16 protein-coding genes are annotated in these 16,903 nt (G+C 71.4%); 5 read left to right on the forward strand and 11 right to left on the reverse strand.

Going from position 1 to position 16,903, the window contains the following annotated elements:
* Positions 1-56 precede the first annotated feature (56 nt).
* Together AC1Q49_RS04880 and AC1Q49_RS04885 are read left to right on the forward strand one after the other, a co-directional pair.
* Positions 57-803, forward strand: a complete 747-nt coding sequence (locus tag AC1Q49_RS04880; protein ID WP_492491110.1) for a TetR family transcriptional regulator — start codon at positions 57-59, stop codon at positions 801-803.
* A 69-nt stretch (positions 804-872) separates the two neighbouring features.
* On the forward strand, positions 873-1,073 hold the full coding sequence (locus AC1Q49_RS04885; protein WP_492491111.1) for a hypothetical protein: 201 nt from the start codon (positions 873-875) through the stop codon (positions 1,071-1,073).
* 28 nt (positions 1,074-1,101) lie between these two features.
* Here AC1Q49_RS04885 and AC1Q49_RS04890 read toward each other — a convergent pair whose 3' ends face one another.
* From AC1Q49_RS04890 to AC1Q49_RS04910, 5 genes are all read right to left on the reverse strand, one after another.
* The gene (locus tag AC1Q49_RS04890; protein ID WP_205282549.1) at positions 1,102-2,076 is read right to left on the reverse strand and encodes a Dyp-type peroxidase; all 975 of its coding nucleotides are present in this window, start codon (positions 2,074-2,076) and stop codon (positions 1,102-1,104) included.
* Positions 2,077-2,147: 71 nt separating this feature from the next.
* Positions 2,148-3,362 (reverse strand): cupin domain-containing protein, encoded by a 1,215-nt coding sequence (locus AC1Q49_RS04895; RefSeq protein WP_492491112.1) that lies wholly within the window; start codon positions 3,360-3,362, stop codon positions 2,148-2,150.
* Positions 3,363-3,498: 136 nt separating this feature from the next.
* Positions 3,499-3,783, reverse strand: coding sequence for a hypothetical protein (locus AC1Q49_RS04900; RefSeq protein WP_492491113.1), 285 nt, complete (start codon positions 3,781-3,783; stop codon positions 3,499-3,501).
* A 54-nt stretch (positions 3,784-3,837) separates the two neighbouring features.
* Entirely contained in the window at positions 3,838-5,484 is a 1,647-nt protein-coding gene (locus tag AC1Q49_RS04905; protein WP_492491114.1) for an MFS transporter, read from the reverse strand.
* Positions 5,477-6,202, reverse strand: a complete 726-nt coding sequence (locus AC1Q49_RS04910) for an alpha/beta hydrolase (RefSeq protein ID WP_060960094.1) — start codon at positions 6,200-6,202, stop codon at positions 5,477-5,479. The genes AC1Q49_RS04905 and AC1Q49_RS04910 overlap by 8 nt, the downstream gene beginning before the upstream one ends.
* Positions 6,203-6,495: 293 nt before the next feature.
* Here AC1Q49_RS04910 and AC1Q49_RS04915 point away from each other — a divergent pair, with 293 nt between their 5' ends.
* On the forward strand, positions 6,496-7,530 hold the full coding sequence (locus tag AC1Q49_RS04915; RefSeq protein ID WP_492491115.1) for a helix-turn-helix domain-containing protein: 1,035 nt from the start codon (positions 6,496-6,498) through the stop codon (positions 7,528-7,530).
* A 93-nt stretch (positions 7,531-7,623) separates the two neighbouring features.
* Positions 7,624-8,748, forward strand: coding sequence for an FAD binding domain-containing protein (locus AC1Q49_RS04920; protein ID WP_101305897.1), 1,125 nt, complete (start codon positions 7,624-7,626; stop codon positions 8,746-8,748).
* Here AC1Q49_RS04920 and AC1Q49_RS04925 read toward each other — a convergent pair.
* The 4 genes from AC1Q49_RS04925 to AC1Q49_RS04940 form a co-directional block, all read right to left on the reverse strand.
* On the reverse strand, positions 8,718-11,024 hold the full coding sequence (locus tag AC1Q49_RS04925; protein WP_205282555.1) for an XRE family transcriptional regulator: 2,307 nt from the start codon (positions 11,022-11,024) through the stop codon (positions 8,718-8,720). The two genes, AC1Q49_RS04920 and AC1Q49_RS04925, sit on opposite strands and share 31 nt — an antisense overlap.
* 64 nt (positions 11,025-11,088) lie before the next feature.
* The gene (locus AC1Q49_RS04930; RefSeq protein WP_492491116.1) at positions 11,089-12,312 is read right to left on the reverse strand and encodes an MFS transporter; all 1,224 of its coding nucleotides are present in this window, start codon (positions 12,310-12,312) and stop codon (positions 11,089-11,091) included.
* A gap of 3 nt (positions 12,313-12,315) precedes the next feature.
* Positions 12,316-12,852 (reverse strand): DsbA family protein, encoded by a 537-nt coding sequence (locus AC1Q49_RS04935; RefSeq protein WP_060960090.1) that lies wholly within the window; start codon positions 12,850-12,852, stop codon positions 12,316-12,318.
* A 13-nt stretch (positions 12,853-12,865) separates the two neighbouring features.
* Positions 12,866-13,372: a redoxin domain-containing protein gene (locus AC1Q49_RS04940; protein WP_060960089.1), complete on the reverse strand. Its 507-nt coding sequence runs from the start codon at positions 13,370-13,372 to the stop codon at positions 12,866-12,868.
* Between the two features lie 260 nt (positions 13,373-13,632).
* Between AC1Q49_RS04940 and AC1Q49_RS04945 the strand changes: the two genes are divergently transcribed.
* Positions 13,633-14,469, forward strand: coding sequence for an alpha/beta fold hydrolase (locus AC1Q49_RS04945; protein WP_101305900.1), 837 nt, complete (start codon positions 13,633-13,635; stop codon positions 14,467-14,469).
* Between the two features lie 62 nt (positions 14,470-14,531).
* On the opposite strand, the gene AC1Q49_RS04950 is transcribed toward AC1Q49_RS04945, so the two are convergent.
* Together AC1Q49_RS04950 and AC1Q49_RS04955 are read right to left on the reverse strand one after the other, a co-directional pair.
* Complete coding sequence (locus AC1Q49_RS04950; protein WP_492491117.1) at positions 14,532-15,683, reverse strand: GDSL-type esterase/lipase family protein; 1,152 nt, start codon at positions 15,681-15,683, stop codon at positions 14,532-14,534.
* Complete coding sequence (locus AC1Q49_RS04955) at positions 15,680-16,783, reverse strand: LacI family DNA-binding transcriptional regulator (RefSeq protein ID WP_492491118.1); 1,104 nt, start codon at positions 16,781-16,783, stop codon at positions 15,680-15,682. Before AC1Q49_RS04955 ends, AC1Q49_RS04950 begins: the two co-directional genes overlap by 4 nt.
* Positions 16,784-16,903 lie beyond the last annotated feature (120 nt).

The raw sequence follows: 16,903 nt of genomic DNA on the forward strand, positions 1-16,903 counted from the left end.
GATTCTCCTAAATAAACAAACCGGTCGGTCTAATAAATCAGGACTATAGTGGGAACATGCCTGCGCGTCCAGTCGCCGAAGCCGAAGCCGGTCGAACCGCCGCCCGCCGCGTGGGGCGTCCGGCCGGGCCGACAGCGCAGGGTGCGGCGTCGCGAGAGGTGATCGTCGACGCCGCCGCGGGGGTGTTCGCCCGCCTGGGCTACGACCGGGCTCGAATGGCCGACATCATCGAGGCGAGCGGGATGTCGAAAGGGTCGGTGTACTTCCACTTCGACAGCAAAGAGGCTCTCGCGGTCGCCGTGCTCGAAGACCGGCACGAACGGTGGATCGCCGCCGTGGAAAGTGCCGTCGCGGACGTCGACGCGGGGCAGCCGAGGCTCTCGCGGCTCCTTCCGGCGATGCTCTCGCTTCACCGTGAGGATCCCGACGCCTGGGTGATCTCGCGCCTCACGCAGCGCCTCGCCGACGCCGAGCCCACCCGCGATCTCGCGGCGGCCGTGACGCGGCGGTGGATCGACCTCGTCGCGAGCCTCATCCGCGAGGCCCAGCCCGTCGACGACAGCGCGGAGGCCGTGGACGCGGTCGCCCTCGCCACGGTGCTCGTGGGCGCCTTCGACGGTCTGAAGATGACCGTGGATGTCGTGGGCACCGGCGACCGCGCCGCCGACGGCCGACTTCTCGCCGAGGGCGGTGCCGTTCTCGAGCGGATGCTGTTCGAGACCGTCGGGATCGTGGCCGCCGAGAAGTCGCGACAGAAGTCGAACGTTCGCCCGACCTCGAGCCGGGCTGCCCGAGTACCGTGAGGTCAGCGACCGCGCCGGTGTTGGCCGCGGCGGTCGCCTCCGGCGGCACCCACCGAGATGAGGAGCGACATGACTGAGACGAACGGCTCTGGCCCGGCAGACCTGAGCGGCACCGTGGACGAACGCCTCGCGCAGCTGACGGCGCTGGAGTCGGGCTCCGAGCCGCTGACCGAGCAGTGGCTGCGTCGTCAGCTCCGCTCCGCGCTCAACGCCTGGGCCGAGGATGCGACCACGGTCGACATCGACCTGGAATCACGCGCCGACTACTGACCGCGCGGCTACCCCGGCTGCCGCCCGGCTACGCCGGCGGCGTCGCCGGGTCGTCGGCGAGCGCGCTGAGGGCATCCGCCGACGGCACGAAGAACGTGCAGCCCATCACCGGCGTCGAGAAGTCCAGGATCCGGTCGTGGAGTCCGGGCGGGTCTCCGATGAACATCCGCTCCAGCATCTTCTCGATGACCCACAGGTGGCGCGCGTATCCGATGAAGTAGGTGCCGAACTCCGACGCGCCGGGGCTGCCGAACGGCATGTTGTCGCGGAGGATGTCGTGCTCGACACCGTCGACCACGATCGTCGACAGCGTCTTGTGCGACTTCTGCCCGGTGTCGGCGTCGTCCAGTTCGACGTTGTCCGCCTTCTTCCGACCGATGATCGCCTCCTGCTGCTCGGTCGTGAGGGCCTGCCACGTGTCGAGGTCGTGAAGATACTTCTGGATCACGACGTAGCTGCCTCCCGCGTTGTCGGGATCCTCGTCGCCGATCAGCGTCGAGTCGGCGACCGCGTTGCCGACGGGATTCGCGGTGCCGTCGACGAAGCCCAGCAGGTCACGGACGTCGAAGTAGCGGAAGCCGGTCGTCTCGTCCACGACGGTCACGGCATCCCCGAGCGCATCCATCAGCTGGCGCTCGAACTCGAACGTCAGATCCTGCCGGTTCGCGCGGATGTGGAACAGGATGTCGCCGGGGGTGCTCGGCGCCGTGTGCGTCGCGCCGGTGACCGCCGTGAAGGGGTGGAGCCCGCGGGGAGCGGCCCGCGACGTGAGGCGGGGCCACACCCGCGAGCCGATGCCCACGGTGCAGGAGAGCTGGGCGTCGAGGTCGCGGAATCCGACGTTCTTGATGATGTCGTCGATTCCGCTGATGGTGTCGCGGACGGTGGCCGCGGCATCCGCGTCGTCGTTGACGGTCACGACCAGGAAGGTCGCACTGGAGGTGAGAGGCGCATCGACTTTCTGGGCCTCGATGGGAACGCGTCTCGACGAGGAGTTGCTCATGCTCCCGAACCTAGAGCACCGGGTGGGGAATGCGTTCCGACGCCTGTCGAGCACCTCCGCCTCGGCGCGGCCTACGTGCGGAGGGGTGTGATGCCCTGCGTGCCCCGCGGGAACGTCGCGAGGGTCGCCGCATCGATGTTGAGATGCGCGGCCACCAGCGCGGGCGGGACGTGGCTCAGCCAGTTCGCCAGCGAGATCTCCTCGTACTTCGGCGCCTTGAACACCTCGAGGAACTGCAGGACGTCATCGCCGGTGTTCTCGACGTAGTGGCCGAAGTTCTTCCTCACCACGCCGACGTCGCCCGCGCGGAAGTCCGTGGTGTTGGCGTGGGGGCCGGTGTTGAACACCGTCATCCGGGCCGACCCGCGGAGGTAGTACTGCCACTCGTCGGCGTTCGGATGCCAGTGCAGCTCGCGCATCGACCCGGGCTCGACGGTCACCAGCGCGGCGGCGACGGTGCGCGAGAGCGGGAAGTTCGTGCTGTCGGCGATCTGGATGCTGCCGCCCGAGTTCTTGTGCAGCGGCTGCGACCGCGACAGGCGGAAGATGATCGGTTCCGAGGCGCCCCATTCCACGCCCGCATCCGTCTGGTCGGTCGCGAGGTCGCCGGGCTCCTCTCCGGGGAAGATCCAGAGGTTGTGCAGCGGGATGTCGGCGAAGACCTCCTGCGCGACGCCGAAGTTCTTGGCGAGCACCTCCGGGGGAGTGTGGGCGAACCAGTCCGTGAGTAGGAGCGTGTTCGACTCGGACTGCTCTCCGTCGTCGAACGCCAGGACGAACTCCGCGCCGTCGGGCCCGAGCCCCTGCAGCGAGTGCGGCGTCCCACCCGGGAAGAACCACAGGTCGCCTTCCTCGACGTCCTCGACGCTCGGAAGGCCGGAGCGGCCGAGGGTCGTCACGCGGCACCGGCCGCGGGTCATGACCGCCCACTCGGCCGTCTGGTGCCAGTGCAGCTCGCGGATGCCGCCGGGCTCCAGGTACATGTTGACCCCGGCGATCTCGTCGGAGATCGCGAAGTCCTGCTTCGTCAGCTCGCGGGCCCACCCGCCGCGCTGTACCCGGCGCGGGGAGATGTTGAACGACGACCAGAACAGCGCCTGCGTGGAGATGTCCGTTCCGGGCGCATCGATCTGATCGGGGAACTGGCTCTCGATGACCGGGTTCCGGGGCCCCGTCATCGTGAGGCTCGCCGGGTCGTCCACGGTGTTGGACTCGCCCTCCGGGGGGAGATCGGGGTTGCCGAACACCGGCGACTCGTGGTGCGGGGTGGGTGCGTTGTCGTGCATGGGGAGCTCCGTTCGTTCTCGCGGCCGTCGTGCGGGCATCGGCCCGCCCTCTCAGCACAGTCGTCGGGAGGGGACGCGGCCTCAGACAGATGCAGAAGATTGCCCGGATGCCGAAGGTCGCGGCCCCGTTCGGCGCCTACTTCTTCGTCGCGAAGATGCCGTTCTCGCGCAGCAGGCGGCGCACGACCACCACCATCTGCTCGTCGACGTCCTTGTGACGCGGTCTGGTGAGGAAGAGCTCGGACTGTCCGAGCCGGACCCGGAACGTCCCGTCGTGTCCGGCGGTCACGTCCGCGATCTCCTCGAGGAGGGAGAGGATGTCGTGCCATTCGAGATTGTGCGAGGTGGGGTGCTGTTCGAGGTGGTACAGCGTGGTGCGGTGGTGCTCGGACAGGTGCGCGGTGAGCGGCTGGTCGGACATGTGTGTCTCCTTCGTCGGATGCGGGGTGGGGTGGGTCTGTCGGTGCGGATCTGATCAGGCGGGGGTGGATCGGGGGTGTCGGCGCGGGCGTGGCCGTCCGATGTCGAGGAGGTGCGTCGCTTCGGGGGCGACCGCGCTCATCGCCCACGCGCGGGAGATCAGCTCGCCGTCGAACGCCGTCGTGCGCCCCTCGTGCTGGCTCACGTGCTCCCGCCACGACCCGACGGTGTACGCCTCCACGAGGATGTCCGCGTCGTCCGCATCCGCGTAGACGCGCCACTCGCGGCCGCCGGTGCGCAACCGGGTCTGCTTGACCTGCGACAGGAGAGCAAGGAACTCCGTGCGCCGGTCGCGGGGGACGGCGTAGCGGATCAGGACGAGCACGGCCGCGTCGTCGCGGCCGTCCGCCCGCGGCTCGTCCTGGACGCCCGGGACCTCGACGATGTCGCGTCCGATTCCGGTCGTCGTCGGCAGGGGCCACACGAGCAGCGACAACGCACTCAGGATGCAGAGAACCCCCGCGCCGACGACGACGGCCCCCGACCCCCATACGGCCGCGAGGATGCCGGCGAGCGCGGCGCCCGCCGCCGTGCACCCGTAGAGGACCAGCTGATAGAAGGAGAGTCCGCGGGTGCGCACCCACACGGGCAGGAACGCCTGGATGGTGCCGTTGATGGTGGCGATCACGCCGATCCACGCCAACCCCGTCGCGACCAGGACCGGGAAGGTCACCCAGAGCGTCGGGGAGACGACCAGGATCACCAGTCCCGCACCGAACACGGCGGAAGACGCGAGGACGACGCCGTTGAGCGCGGCGATGCGGCGAGCCCACGGGAGCACGAACGCTCCGATGATGGAGCCGGCGCCGAGGGCGGCCAGCAGGAGGCCGTAGCCGGTGGCGGCGAAGCCCAGGGAGTCTTTCGCGATGGTCGGCAGGAGTGCCCACAGGGCGTTCGCGGGGATCAGGAAGATCGCCAGTCGCAGCAGGGTGAGCCGCACGACGCGGGAGTGGAGCACGTAACGCGTGCCGGCGCGGGTGGCGTCGACGAACGGTTCGTGGCGGGCGACGGGCGGGTGATAGGTCTTCCAGAGCAGCAGGACGCCGAGGAACACCACGAACGAGGCCGCATTGAGGAGGAAGACCGCGACGACCCCGAACTGTGCGACGACGAGTCCGGCGACCGCGGGGCCGACGGCGCGCGCGATGTTCACGCCGATCGACGAGAGGCTGGCCGCGTCGACGAGCATGTCGCGCGGGACGATGTCGGGCACGAGCGCCTGGAAGGCGGGCAGCTGGACGGCCGAGATGGTGCCGAGGACGAAGGTGCACGCCAGCAGGATGGTCGGGGTGGTCTGGCCGCTCCAGGTCAGGAAGGCCAGCACCAGCACGACGACGAACTGGACGGCCTGCGAGTACAGGAGCACGAGTCGCCGGTTGAGGAACTCGCCGATGACGCCGGAGGGAATGGCGAAGATCAGCACCGGCGCCGCCGATGCCGTCTGCACGAGCGCCACGAGCAGGGCGGAGCTGTTCGTCTCGACGAGCAGCCACTGCGCACCGACCGTCTGCATCCAGCTTCCGATGTTGCTGACGAGGGAGGCCAGCCACACCAGTCGGAAGATGCGCACGGTCAGCGGCGTGAATCCGGACGCCCAGACGCGGGGCCCTGCGGGAGGCCGTTCGGCCGGCGCGTCAGTCATCGGCGGCGACGTCCCCGAGGATGGTGTCGATGAAGCCCACGATCTCGGCGGCATGGGTCTGTGTGACCAGGTGCGGCGCGGCGAGGGCGACGACGTCGCGGCAGTGCGCGCGCCGGTACCCGAAGCGCTGCACGTCGGGGTTGATCGCGCGATCCTCCGTGGCGACGACGCCCCAACTGGGCCTGCCGCGCCAGGCCTCGACGCGCGCGCGCTCGCTGAACACCGACACCGACACCGGCCGCTGCGAGACGGCGAGCACCGAGGCCTCGTCGGCGGGGAGACCCTCGGCGAGCAGGCGGGGGAACGCGTCGACGGCGACGGTCACCTCCGTGCCGGGAACGCCGTGGTCGTCGCGGAACATCGCGGGGACGAGGTGCTGGGAGACCTCGTCCGGGGCGAAGGCGTCGCGCATCTCGCCGATGCTCTCGCCGCGCTCGAGCGCGTAGCCGGCGATGAAGAGCAAGCCGGTGACGTTCGCCGCGTCTCCCGCGACGGTGATCACGGCCGCTCCGTAGCCGTGCCCGACGAGCAGCACCGCCCCGTCGATGCGCTCGACGACGGTGCGGATGTAGGTGCAGTCGCCGTCGAAGCTGCGGCCGACCAGGGGAGGGGCGAGCACGGGATGCCCGCCTCCGAGCAGGCGCAGCGCGATCGGCCACCAGCTGGACGCGTCCAGGAAGGCGCCGTGAACCAGGACGACCGTCGTACGTGCTGTCATGTGGATACCTCGTGGTGGTTGTGCCGGCCCTGAGACGAATCTAGGAACGAGTGCGCCGACAGCACTCCGACAGGAGTCGGAGACGTGGCCCGGCCGGCGGACGGTGCCCACGGTGGATGCGGAGACGTCGCACTTCTGCCTGTTTTCTTCCTGGTGCTGCTGTCGCGGACGCGGTCGGATGGCTGTGACTCGACTTCGGTGTGGCTGCGTGTCGGCTACTGCCGGCGCGGCCTCATGGTGGGCCCGGCCCGGATAGGAGTGCATCCGTGAAAGCCAGCGAGAGCAGTGCCGTCGTGCCTGCCACGTTGCAGGGCATCGCCGAACAGCTCACCGCCGCGCTCGGACGTCCGGTGTGGGTCCGCGGCGGACCGCCGTCTGCGCCCGCCGGCGTGTGCGGCGCGACGGATCCGTCGCTCGCGGCACCGCGCCGGCTCGACGTGACGGTGGAGGACCGGGGCGTCGTGGTGGCGCACATCGCCGTGCAGACGGAGGGACGATCCCTCGGCCCGTCGGACTTCGAGGCGCTCGATGCGGCATCCCTCCTCGTGCGAGACCTGTTGCGCGCGGAGGGAGGGACGAGCCGCGAATCGGTGCTGCACGATCTCCTGCACGACGACGAGGGCGTTCGGCGGAGCGCGTACGCCCGCGCGGTGCAGCAACGGTGGCTGCACCGCGACGAGGGCACGGTCGTGCGCGCGCTGCTCGTCGACGCGACCGTCACGGACATCCATGCCATCGCCTTCGCCCGGCACCTCGCGAATCTGCGCCCCGTTCCCCACCACTTCATGGCCCTGCATGCCGGCATGGTCATGCTCGTGGGGCAGCCGTCCGATCGCGGCATCGACGACGTGATCCTCCGGGAGGCGACCGCGCGCGGCATCCGCGTCCTGGGAATCGGCTCGGCCTCTCCTGCGCCGGGGGCGGAGGACGTGCGTGCCGCGGCCGACGAAGCGGTCATCGCCGCTTCTCTCGCCGCCGCGCTTCCGCAGTTCCATCCGGCGGTCGACGCCAGTGAGCTCGGCGGCTGGCTGCTGCTGGCCTCGGCCTCGGCGAACCCGGAGCACCTGCGCATCATCTCGCCGGCCGCGCATGCGCTGTACGTGCACGGCGACGGCAGCCAACGAGAGACCATCGAGACCTACCTGGATGTCGGCGCGAACGTGGTGGCGGCGTGCGAGATCCTCTTCGTGCACCGCACGACGCTGTACTACCGGCTCGAGCGGATGCCGGAGGTCGTCCGCGACGCTCTGAGCGACGGCATCAAGCGCAGCACGCTCCACGTCGCGCTCAAGCTCATCCGGCTCTGGGAGGCGACCGGACGTGCCTGATGGTGTGGGGGCGGACTTCCGGCGAACGTCGAAGCGCCGCGCGCGGCCGGGGCGATACCGTCGACCCATGCCCCGCTCAGGAGAGGTCGGACGATGAGGACGGCGTTGCGGGTGGGCGTGATCGGCGGGTCTCTCGGGGGCCTGTTCACCGCTGCCCTGCTGCATCAGGCAGGTCACGACGTCACCGTCCTCGAACGGTCCCGCGCGGGGCTGGCCCGACGCGGCGCGGGCCTGGTCGGTCAGCAGGACCTGTTCGACGTCCTCGCGAGGCTGGGGTTGACCTCGGTGCTGCGATCCGGCGTGGAGGCGCGCGAACGCATCACGCTCGGCCGCCGCGGCGAGGTGCTCCATCGCGACCCGACGCCCCAGACCCAGCTGTCGTGGGACTACATCTACGACGGCCTGCGGGCGCTCATCCCCGCCGGCCGCTACCGGCTCGGCAGTGCGGTCACGGAGGTGCGGTCGGACGGCCGGCACGCGACCGTCCGCATCGAGGACGGGACGACGATCCCGTTCGACCTGGTCGTCGGCGCCGACGGTCTCAACTCCGTCGTCCGACGCGCCGTCGCGCCCGAGCGGTCGGACAACCGCTACGTCGGCTACCTCACCTGGCGCGGGCTCGTGCCGGAGGCGGCGCTCCCGGAGCGGGCCGCGGACATCCTGCTCGAACGGTTCGCCTTCTACACGGCGCCGGGCGCCCACATGCTGGGCTACCTGGTCCCGGGGCCGGACGGGCAGACGGCGCCGGGGCGGCGTCGGTACAACTGGGTCTGGTACCGGTCGCTGCCGTCTCCGGAGCTGGAACGCCTGATGGTCGCGTGCGGGCACGGTGCCGCGAGCACCTCTCTCGCACCGGGAGACCTCCCGGCAGACCTCCGACAATCGCTCGTCGCGGCCGCCGCGGCAGAGCTGCCGGTGCCGTTCGCGGATGCCGTCGCGGCCGAGCCGCGACCGTTCCTGCAGGCCCTCTACGACTACGTCGCGCCGCGGATGGCGGCGCCGTCCGTCGCGCTCGTCGGCGACGCCGCCGTCGTCGTGCGCCCGCACACCGCGATGGGCGCGGCCAAAGCCGCGGGAGACGCGATGGCGCTGGTGGACCTCCTGGGCACCGAGCTCTCCCTCGCCGACGCGCTCGCGACCTACGACCGGGACCGGCTGCCGGTGGGCCGCGCCATCGCCCGCTACGGTCAGGAGCTGGGCGACTCGCTCCCGCTGTGAGGCGCATCTCGCGCGGTCGTCCGTCCTGCCGTCATCCCCGCGATCTCTCGGCGGAACCGGGCGAAGATGAAGGCCTCGCTGCTTCCCGGGCCGAGCAGGCGCAACGCCTCCTCCGCCTCGGCCATCGCCGCTTCCGACTCCCCGGCTTCGATCAGCGCGCGGATGTGGCGGCGCATCATCAGGGCGACCCGCATGTCGTCGTTGAGCGAACGGGCGATCTGGATGCCGATCGCGCCCGCCCGGATCCCGTCGTCGTAGCGGCCGACGGCGATGTACGCGTCGACGAGGTCCAGATAGGCCGCGTATCGCGTGATGAGCGTGAGGAAGCCGTCGGCCTCGGGTTCGGCCTGGATGCGCGCGAGCGTGGACTCCAGCTCCTCGATCGCCGCGAGGTGCTCCCCGCGGGTGTTCATGATCATCGTCGTCAGCAGGCGCGCGTTCTCCACTCCCACCTTCTCGCCCGCGAGTGAGAACGCCCGGATCGCGCCCTCGGCGGCGTCTGCGGCCTCGACGACACGGCCGAGCAGCCAGCTCGCCCATCCCACGTAGTAGTTCGCCCACCCCTCCTGCGTGGCGTCGCCGGCGCTCAGCGCCGCGCGGAGTGCCGAGCGTGCCGTCACGACGGCGCGCTCGCGGTCTCCGACCTCCACGATCTCGGCCCACGCGAGGTAGCCGAGATGCGTCGCCTCCATCAGCGGATTGCGCAGACTCTGCGCGGCGGTGACGGCGAGGGAGAAGAACCGATGCCAGTTCCCCCAGGAGAGCCAGACGTCGGAGTACCAGTGGAGGGCGTCGGCGACGTCGACGACCGTCTCGTTCTCGCCCAGCTCGGCGGCCTCCGCATACGCCGGCCACCAGTGCTCGGCTTCCGTGCGGATCCACAGTGCCGCCGCGTCGGCGCTGACGAAGCCGCGACCGACCCGGCCCGCCGTGTGCTGCTCCCTCTCCGGCTCGAACCAGGCCCCCGCCCGTTCCAGGCTCCCCAGGATCCAGGCGCGGATGTGCGCGCGGCGCCGTTCGAGCTCGTCCGCACCGACGACGTCGCGCAGCCTGTTCAGGCCGAACAGCCGCATGAGGTCGTGCAGGCGATAGCGGTCGCCGCCGCGCGCTTCCAGCAGCCCGAGGTCGGTCAGGTCGTCGAGTCGGAACTCCACTTCTGCGACCTCGGTCGAGCGGACCGCGGCGGCGGCCAGCTGCGCATCGAAGGTCTTGCCGCCGATGAGCGCGACCCACCGGAAGAGCGCGGCCGTGCGAGGGTCGAGCTCTTCGTAGGAGAGGGAGATGGCGGCTTCGACCGCCAGGTCGCCGGCGACGAGCAGCCGCAACCGGTCCTCGGTGGTCCGCAGTCGCCGCAGCAGGTCCTCGACGTTCCATTCCGGCCGGCTGGCGATGCGGCTGCCCACCACGCGCAGTGCGAGCGGGACGTCGTCGCACAGCCCCGCGACTTCGTCGAGCGCCTCGTCGTCGGCTCCGGCCTGCGGGATGAGGCGGCGCAGGAGAGAGACGCTCTCGTCGCGTTGCAGAGGACCGAAGCGCAGCCGCCGCACTCCTTCCAGCCCGGCGAGGCTGCGGCGCGACGTCACGACGACGATCTCGCCGCTGCAGATCGAGAGGATCGGGCGGACCTGCGACTCGTTCGCGGCGTTGTCGAGCAGGACGCGCACCGGACGGGCGTCGACGGCCGCGCGCCATTGCCGAGCGGCGACGTCGAGATCCGCGGGCGCCTTCTGCTGCGTCCCCTGCAGCTGGCGGAGCATCGCGGTGATGATCTGGAGGGGCGTCAGCGGCGAGGCGTTGAAGCCGTCCAGGCCGACGAAGACGGTGGGATCCTGGGCGGATCGGCCGCGGGCGAGGATCTCGACGGCGCCCGTCGTCTTGCCGATGCCGGGGGCGCCGCTGATGACGAGCGCCGGGCGACTCTCGCCGGGCTCGCGTTCTCCTTCGAGGATGTCGAGGGCCTCACGGATCTCGCGCTCTCGCCCGGAGAAGTCGAACACCCGATGAGGCGAGACGCCCCCGGTCGCCTCCGCGGCGTCGACGCCGCGGGGACGGGCGCGGGCCGCCCGGAGGAACGCGTGTCGCGCGGCGACGTCCAGGCCGAGCCCCTGGGCCAGTGCCTCGACGGTGCGACGCTGGGGCGAGGTGCTGGCGCCTCTCTCGAGGTCGCCGATGGTTCGTACGCTCACACCGGAAGCGGCCGCGAGGGACTCCAGCGTCGAGTTCTGCCCGACGCGCAGCGACCGGAGCAGCTGGCCGAACGGTGACGGCTCGGTCACGACGCCCTCCCTCTCACAGCCGTCAGTCTGACAGAGCCGGCCGCCGACGAGCCGCCCGCTCCTCTCACGCGCCGGATGCCGCCGCGCGGCGCATGACCAGCGCCGCGGAGACGGTCGCCACCAGCACGGCGGCGGAGAAGACGAGGAGCACGATCGCCTGCGGGGCGACGGTGAGGCTCACCCCGATCGCCAGCACCGGAAGGGCCAGTCCGCAGTACGCCACCAGGAAGATGAGCGCGAGGGTCTCCCCGCGGCGGCCCGGCTCGGCCAGCCCCGCGGCGGTGGCGATGGCGGACTTGAACAGCACACCGACGCCGACGCCCGACACGACGCCGCCGACGAGGAAGACGCCGAGCGAGGGAGCGAACGCGCCGACGGCGACGGAAGCCAGCCCGACCGCGCAGCACACGGCCGCGATGGTCAGCTGGATGCGCAGCGGGACGGCGGCGAGTGCCGCTTGGCCGATCGCCGCCGCGGCGAAGACGCAGGACGCCGCGATGCCGGCGAGGAGGTGGTCGTGCTGATCGAACGTTGCGATGAGGATGGTGGGCGCGAGCGAGGTGAACAGCCCGAACAGGGCGAAGCCCGCGAACGCCCCGAAACCGGCGGCCACGAACGCGGCGCGCCCGCGCGGGGGAGCGGCGATGCGTTGCGGCCGATAGCGCCGACGCTCCTCCGGCTCCGGCACCGTCTCGGGGACGCAGCTGACGGCGATCGCCGCGACGATGAGCAGGACGAGGAACACGGCGTGGGGGAGGACGAGCGGATCGGGGAGGAACTCGGCGAAGAGTCCGCCGATCAGCGGACCGAGCGCCAGGCCGCCCAGATTGGCGGCGCCGGCGACCGACGCCGCGACGACGACGCTCTCGGTGGGTCGGGCGTGAGTGCGCAGCTCGCCGAGGTGGGCGGTCGCCGTCGCGGTGAGGATTCCGACGCTCGCCCCGTTCACGAGCCGCGCCGCCAAGAGGCCCGGAACCTCCGTCCAGAGCAGGAACATGCCGGCGGAGAGCGCGGCGACCAGAATCGCCACCGTCAGCATCCTTCGCCGGCCCATCCAGTCGCTCACGTGCCCGAGGAGGAACAGGCTGAGCACGACACCCACCGCGAACGCGGCGAAGACGAGCGTGATGACGGCGACGGGGAAGCCGTCGCGCTCCTGATACAGCGGGTACAGCGGGGTCGGGACGGTCGCGTAGGCCATCACGAGGACGAAGGCGCTCGCGACGACCCAGAACCCCGCCCCGTGCGAGATCTGCGGCAGCCCGAGCGGGGTGGCCCGCTGCGCCATCGGTCAGGACCCGCTTCCGTGGCCGGCGAGCGCCGACCGGATCGCCTCCGCCAGTCCTGCCGTCCCGGCCTCCACGAGGGCGCCGTTGAGGAAGAAGGTGGGGGTGCCGTTGACCCCGCTGCGGATGCCGCCCTCTTCGTCGGCCCGTATCCGAGCGGTGTACCGGTCCTCCGCGGCCGCCTTCCCCAGATCGGCGACGGCGAGGCCGAGCGCCTCGCAGATGCGCTGATACAGCTGAGGGCCGAGGTCGATCTGGTTCTCGTAGAGCAGGTCGTGCGCCTGCCAGAACTCGCCGTGCTCCGCGGCGAACTCCGCGACGAAGGCGGCGTCGACGGCCTCGGGGTGGATCTGCGCGAGGGGGAAGTTGCGGAAGACGAATCGGATCTTCCCGTCGTACTCGTGCAGCAGCTGCTTCACGATCGGGAAGGCCTGGCCGCAGTACGGGCACTGGTAGTCGCCGTACTCGACCAGCGTCACCGGGGCGTCCGGCGGGCCGAAGCTGTGGTCGTGGTCGGAGACGGGGATGCGAAGGTGGGACATGGCGGGTCCGATCTCAGGGGGAGGGCGTGGTGGGCGATGCCAGGGCGTCGAGCGCGTCGAGGACGCCGTCGACGCCCGGGTTCACGTCGATGGGCGACAGGTAGCTCCAGGCGATGACGCCCGAGGAGTCGATGACGAACAGCGCACGCGTGCTCGTGCCGGTGTGGAAGTCGTAGGCGCCGTAGCGCCGGGACACCTGCCCCTTCGGCTCGAAGTCGCTGAGCAGGGCGAAGGTGAAGCCGCGATCCGCGACGAAGGCCCGATGCGACCAGACGCCGTCGACGGAGACGCCGAACACCGCCGCGCCGTGGGCGGTGAGAAGGGGCATCGCCGCGTTGACGACATTGAGCTCGTCGCCGCACACCGCGCTCCAGTCGGCGGGGTAGAAGATGAGCACCACCGGCTGTCCGCGAAGGCTCGACAGGGTGACGGTGTCCTCCGGCGTGCGGTGCAGCGTGAAGTCCGGCGCCGCGGTGCCGGCGCCGAGTACGCTCTTCGGATGGTGTTCGACGTAGCCCATCGTCGGCTCCTCTTCGCATCGGTCGGACGTTGTTCCCCTGCGCCAGACGGTACGCGCGTGCGGGCCCGCTGTCACAGGACAGATGTCGAAACGCGGGCGGGCCGGCGTGCGGGAGCCCTCCCAGAGTCTGAACAAAAGTAGGAGCGCCGCGGTTCTCGTCCGGCGTTATCGTGAACGCGCTCCCGGCTCGATCAGCAGTCGGGAACACCGGATCGTCGTCCCGAGACCGCCTCGGGATCACATAACCCTGGAGGTCGACCATGTCTTTTGTGACGACGGAAGATGGCGCGGAAATCTACTTCAAGGACTGGGGTCCCCGTGACGCCCAGCCCATCATGTTCCACCACGGCTGGCCGCTGTCCTCCGACGACTGGGACGCGCAGATGCTCTTCTTCCTGAACGCGGGCTACCGCGTCGTCGCCAGCGACCGCCGTGGTCACGGACGGTCCTCGCAGATCGCCACCGGCCACGACATGGACCACTACGCCAGCGACGCGAGCGCCGTCGTCGAGCACCTCGACCTCCGCAACGCGATTCACGTCGGACATTCGACCGGCGGCGGTCAGGTCGCGCGGTACGTCGCCCGGTACGGCGAACCCCAGGGGCGCGTCGCCAAGGCCGTGCTCGTCTCCTCGGTTCCGCCGCTGATGGTGCAGACCGCGGCGAACCCCGAGGGCACGCCGCTCTCCGTCTTCGACGGTTTCCGCAGCGCGCTCGCGGCGAACCGCGCGGAGTTCTACCAGGCGGTCGCGTCCGGGCCGTTCTACGGCTTCAACCGCGAGGGTGCGACGGTGTCCGAGCCCGTCATCGCCAACTGGTGGCGGCAGGGGATGACCGGCAGCGCGCAGGCCCACTACCTCGGCATCGCGGCCTTCTCCGAGACCGACCAGACCGACGACCTGACGTCGATCACCGTGCCCGTGCTGGTGCTCCAGGGCGACGACGACCAGGTCGTGCCGTACAAGGATGCCGCGCTCAAGCAGCACGAGCTCCTGCAGAACTCGACCCTCAAGATCTACGAGGGCTACCCCCACGGCATGCTGACGACCCACGCGGAGGTCATCAACCCCGACATCCTCGCCTTCATCCGGGCCTAGCCCGCGGCTCCGCCCTCGCGACAGCGCACTCCGGAGGTCCGGAGTGCGCTGTCCGCGTGGGCTCAGGCGCGGCGTTGCCCGACGGCGGCGAACGGGCCGTCGGGCGCGAACGCGTAGTCGGCGAACCGGGCGCCCATGCGCTCGTAGGCCGCCGCGTTGGGATGCAGACCGTCGTCGAGGTCGCCGATCTCGCTGGCGGGCAGCAGCGCACGACCGTCGAGCCAGAACAGCCGCGGGTCGTCGGCGCGAGCGGCCAGCACGTTCCCCCAGGCCTCGCGGACGATCGCGAGGCTCATCCCGCCGCGCTCGAGCTCCCGCGCGTCGCCGGCGCTCACCGCCTGGCCCGTCGCGGGGTCGATCACGGTCGGACCCGGCATCCGCTCCAGGGACGGGCAGGGGATCGGCCCGATCGCGACGAGCGGCGTGTCGGGGTGGCCGTCCCGGATCGTGTCGAGCACGCCGTGCAGCACGGGTTCGAACAGGCGCCGGCGCAGGAGATCGCCGTTGACGACGTTGACGCCGATCTCGATGCTGATGGCGTCGGCGGGGTGGTCGCGGATCGTCCGCGCCACGAAGGGATCGCCCACGGCGTTGCCGCTGAAGCCGAGGCTGCGCAGGCTCACCGCACCCGCCGCCGCGGCCACCGCCGGCCACGTCCGGGTGGGCGCGGAGGCCTCGCCGCACTGGCTGATGGACGAACCGTGGTGCAGCCACACGGGCCGGGCGTCGCGGGGCGGCGCGAGAGGCGCGTCGGCGCGCAGCGCCACGAGCTCGACGGCCGTGGTGTGCGGCAGCCACACCTCGACGGCGTGCGCGCCGCGGCCGGGTGCAGGAAGGGCGAAGGAGACCGTCACGGGGGGACGCTCCTGGGTGAGCGCCCCGTCCGCGGCGACGAGGGTCTGCGCCGGGACGGGGACCGAGACGGAGCCTCGGCGCTCGCCGTCGACGACGAGCTCGACGATTGCGGGCGCTCCGGGGGCGATCCCGATCACGACGAGCTCGACGGCGATCACGCCTGCCGTGGTCGACGTGGCCACGCGCACGCCCGAGGTCATGCCCACCACGAAGTCGAAGCCGGGGTCGGGGATCTGCGGCCGCGTCCACTCCGGCAGCCGCCGCGGGCGCACCCCGTACCTCCCCGGCGCGAAGCCGAGCGCGCCGACCACCTCGACATCGGCCGAGGGGAACGGGGCCGTGTAGGTCAGGGCGCTCATCGCGGGTCGGCGTCGGGCGTGGATGACGAGGTTCCGCGCACCGGTGGGGCGGTCACCGTCCGCAGCAGCGTCTCCACCAGGTGCAGGCGGGCGGCGTCCCCGCCGCGGACCGTCGCGCCCGGGGCGTAGGCGGGAGCGATGGGGGCGGCGTCCGCGGTGTCGTCCTCGTCCAGGGCGGCGATGAGGTACTGCGCCGCGCGCTCGCCCACGGCCGTCAGCCGCGGATCGATCGACGCGAGGTACGGGTCGGCATCCTCGCCGTAGCCGGCGACGTGGTCGTAGCCGATGATCGCGATGTCGTCGGGCACCCGCACGCCGGCGGCTTCCAGGCCCGCCGCCAGACCGATCGCGATGGCGTCGCTGCCGGCGAAGACGGCGTCGGTGTCGGGCGCCTGCGCGAGCAGCAGCTCGGCGGCGCGGTGCCCCCAGTCGCGGCTGAACTCGCCATGCAGGATCACCGCGGGCTCTCGTCCCGCCGCGTGCACGGCTGCGGTGAAGCCGTCCGCGCGCTCCCGCACCGACGGCAACGCGGCCGCCGCCGTGACGTGGGCGATGCGCCGCCGGCCGGCCTCGAGGAGGGTCCGGGCCGCCAGTGCCCCTCCGGCGTGCTCGTCGGGGTGGACGCTCACCGCCCGGTCGGGGTCGTGCGGGCCGAACGCGTGCACGACGGGGTGGGAGTCGCTCGCGCCGATGTCGGCGATCGGGACGTCGGGACCCTCGCCGATCACGATGATGCCGTCGACCTGCCGATCGAGCATGTGCCGCACGTGCTGGTGGCGCCGCTGCGGATCGTGGCGCGCGTCGTAGAGGATGCTCGCCAGGTCGTGGTCGCTGAGGGCGCGGTTGATGCCGATCAGCACCGGCATGCAGAACGCGCCCGCGGCGTTCTCGGCGAGCACGCCGATGGTGCGGCTGCGTCCGAGGGCGACGCTGCGGGCCAGGGCGTTCGGCCGGTAGTCGAGGTCGCGCGCGGCATCCAGGACACGCTGTCGGGTCGCCTCGGCGACGCGCCCGGTGTCGTTCATCACCTGGGAGGCCGTGGGCACGGACACCCCTGCGGCCCGGGCGACATCGGCCAGGCGCGCGGATCTCTGCGGCATGGGCACATCCTCTCGCAAGCGGTGGCGCTTCTGCCGCCCATCTTATGCCAAAGCGCTTCGGCAGTAGACTGGCGGCGTGACGGACGACCCGCAGACCCCCCGCATCCACCCCCGCGCGAC

It is taken from the genome of Microbacterium sp. MPR-TSA4 (genome assembly GCF_058792815.1).

Bases quoted from the DNA above. Each gene is read 5' to 3' on its own strand.
- AC1Q49_RS04880 (WP_492491110.1), top strand. From the start codon at position 57: ATGCCTGCGCGTCCAGTCGCCGAAGCCGAAGCCGGTCGAACCGCCGCC.
- AC1Q49_RS04885 (WP_492491111.1), top strand. From the start codon at position 873: ATGACTGAGACGAACGGCTCTGGCCCGGCAGACCTGAGCGGCACCGTG.
- AC1Q49_RS04890 (WP_205282549.1), bottom strand. From the start codon at position 2,076: ATGAGCAACTCCTCGTCGAGACGCGTTCCCATCGAGGCCCAGAAAGTC.
- AC1Q49_RS04895 (WP_492491112.1), bottom strand. From the start codon at position 3,362: ATGCACGACAACGCACCCACCCCGCACCACGAGTCGCCGGTGTTCGGC.
- AC1Q49_RS04900 (WP_492491113.1), bottom strand. From the start codon at position 3,783: ATGTCCGACCAGCCGCTCACCGCGCACCTGTCCGAGCACCACCGCACC.
- AC1Q49_RS04905 (WP_492491114.1), bottom strand. From the start codon at position 5,484: ATGACTGACGCGCCGGCCGAACGGCCTCCCGCAGGGCCCCGCGTCTGG.
- AC1Q49_RS04910 (WP_060960094.1), bottom strand. From the start codon at position 6,202: ATGACAGCACGTACGACGGTCGTCCTGGTTCACGGCGCCTTCCTGGAC.
- AC1Q49_RS04920 (WP_101305897.1), top strand. From the start codon at position 7,624: ATGAGGACGGCGTTGCGGGTGGGCGTGATCGGCGGGTCTCTCGGGGGC.
- AC1Q49_RS04930 (WP_492491116.1), bottom strand. From the start codon at position 12,312: ATGGCGCAGCGGGCCACCCCGCTCGGGCTGCCGCAGATCTCGCACGGG.
- AC1Q49_RS04935 (WP_060960090.1), bottom strand. From the start codon at position 12,852: ATGTCCCACCTTCGCATCCCCGTCTCCGACCACGACCACAGCTTCGGC.
- AC1Q49_RS04940 (WP_060960089.1), bottom strand. From the start codon at position 13,372: ATGGGCTACGTCGAACACCATCCGAAGAGCGTACTCGGCGCCGGCACC.
- AC1Q49_RS04945 (WP_101305900.1), top strand. From the start codon at position 13,633: ATGTCTTTTGTGACGACGGAAGATGGCGCGGAAATCTACTTCAAGGAC.
- AC1Q49_RS04950 (WP_492491117.1), bottom strand. From the start codon at position 15,683: ATGAGCGCCCTGACCTACACGGCCCCGTTCCCCTCGGCCGATGTCGAG.
- AC1Q49_RS04955 (WP_492491118.1), bottom strand. From the start codon at position 16,783: ATGCCGCAGAGATCCGCGCGCCTGGCCGATGTCGCCCGGGCCGCAGGG.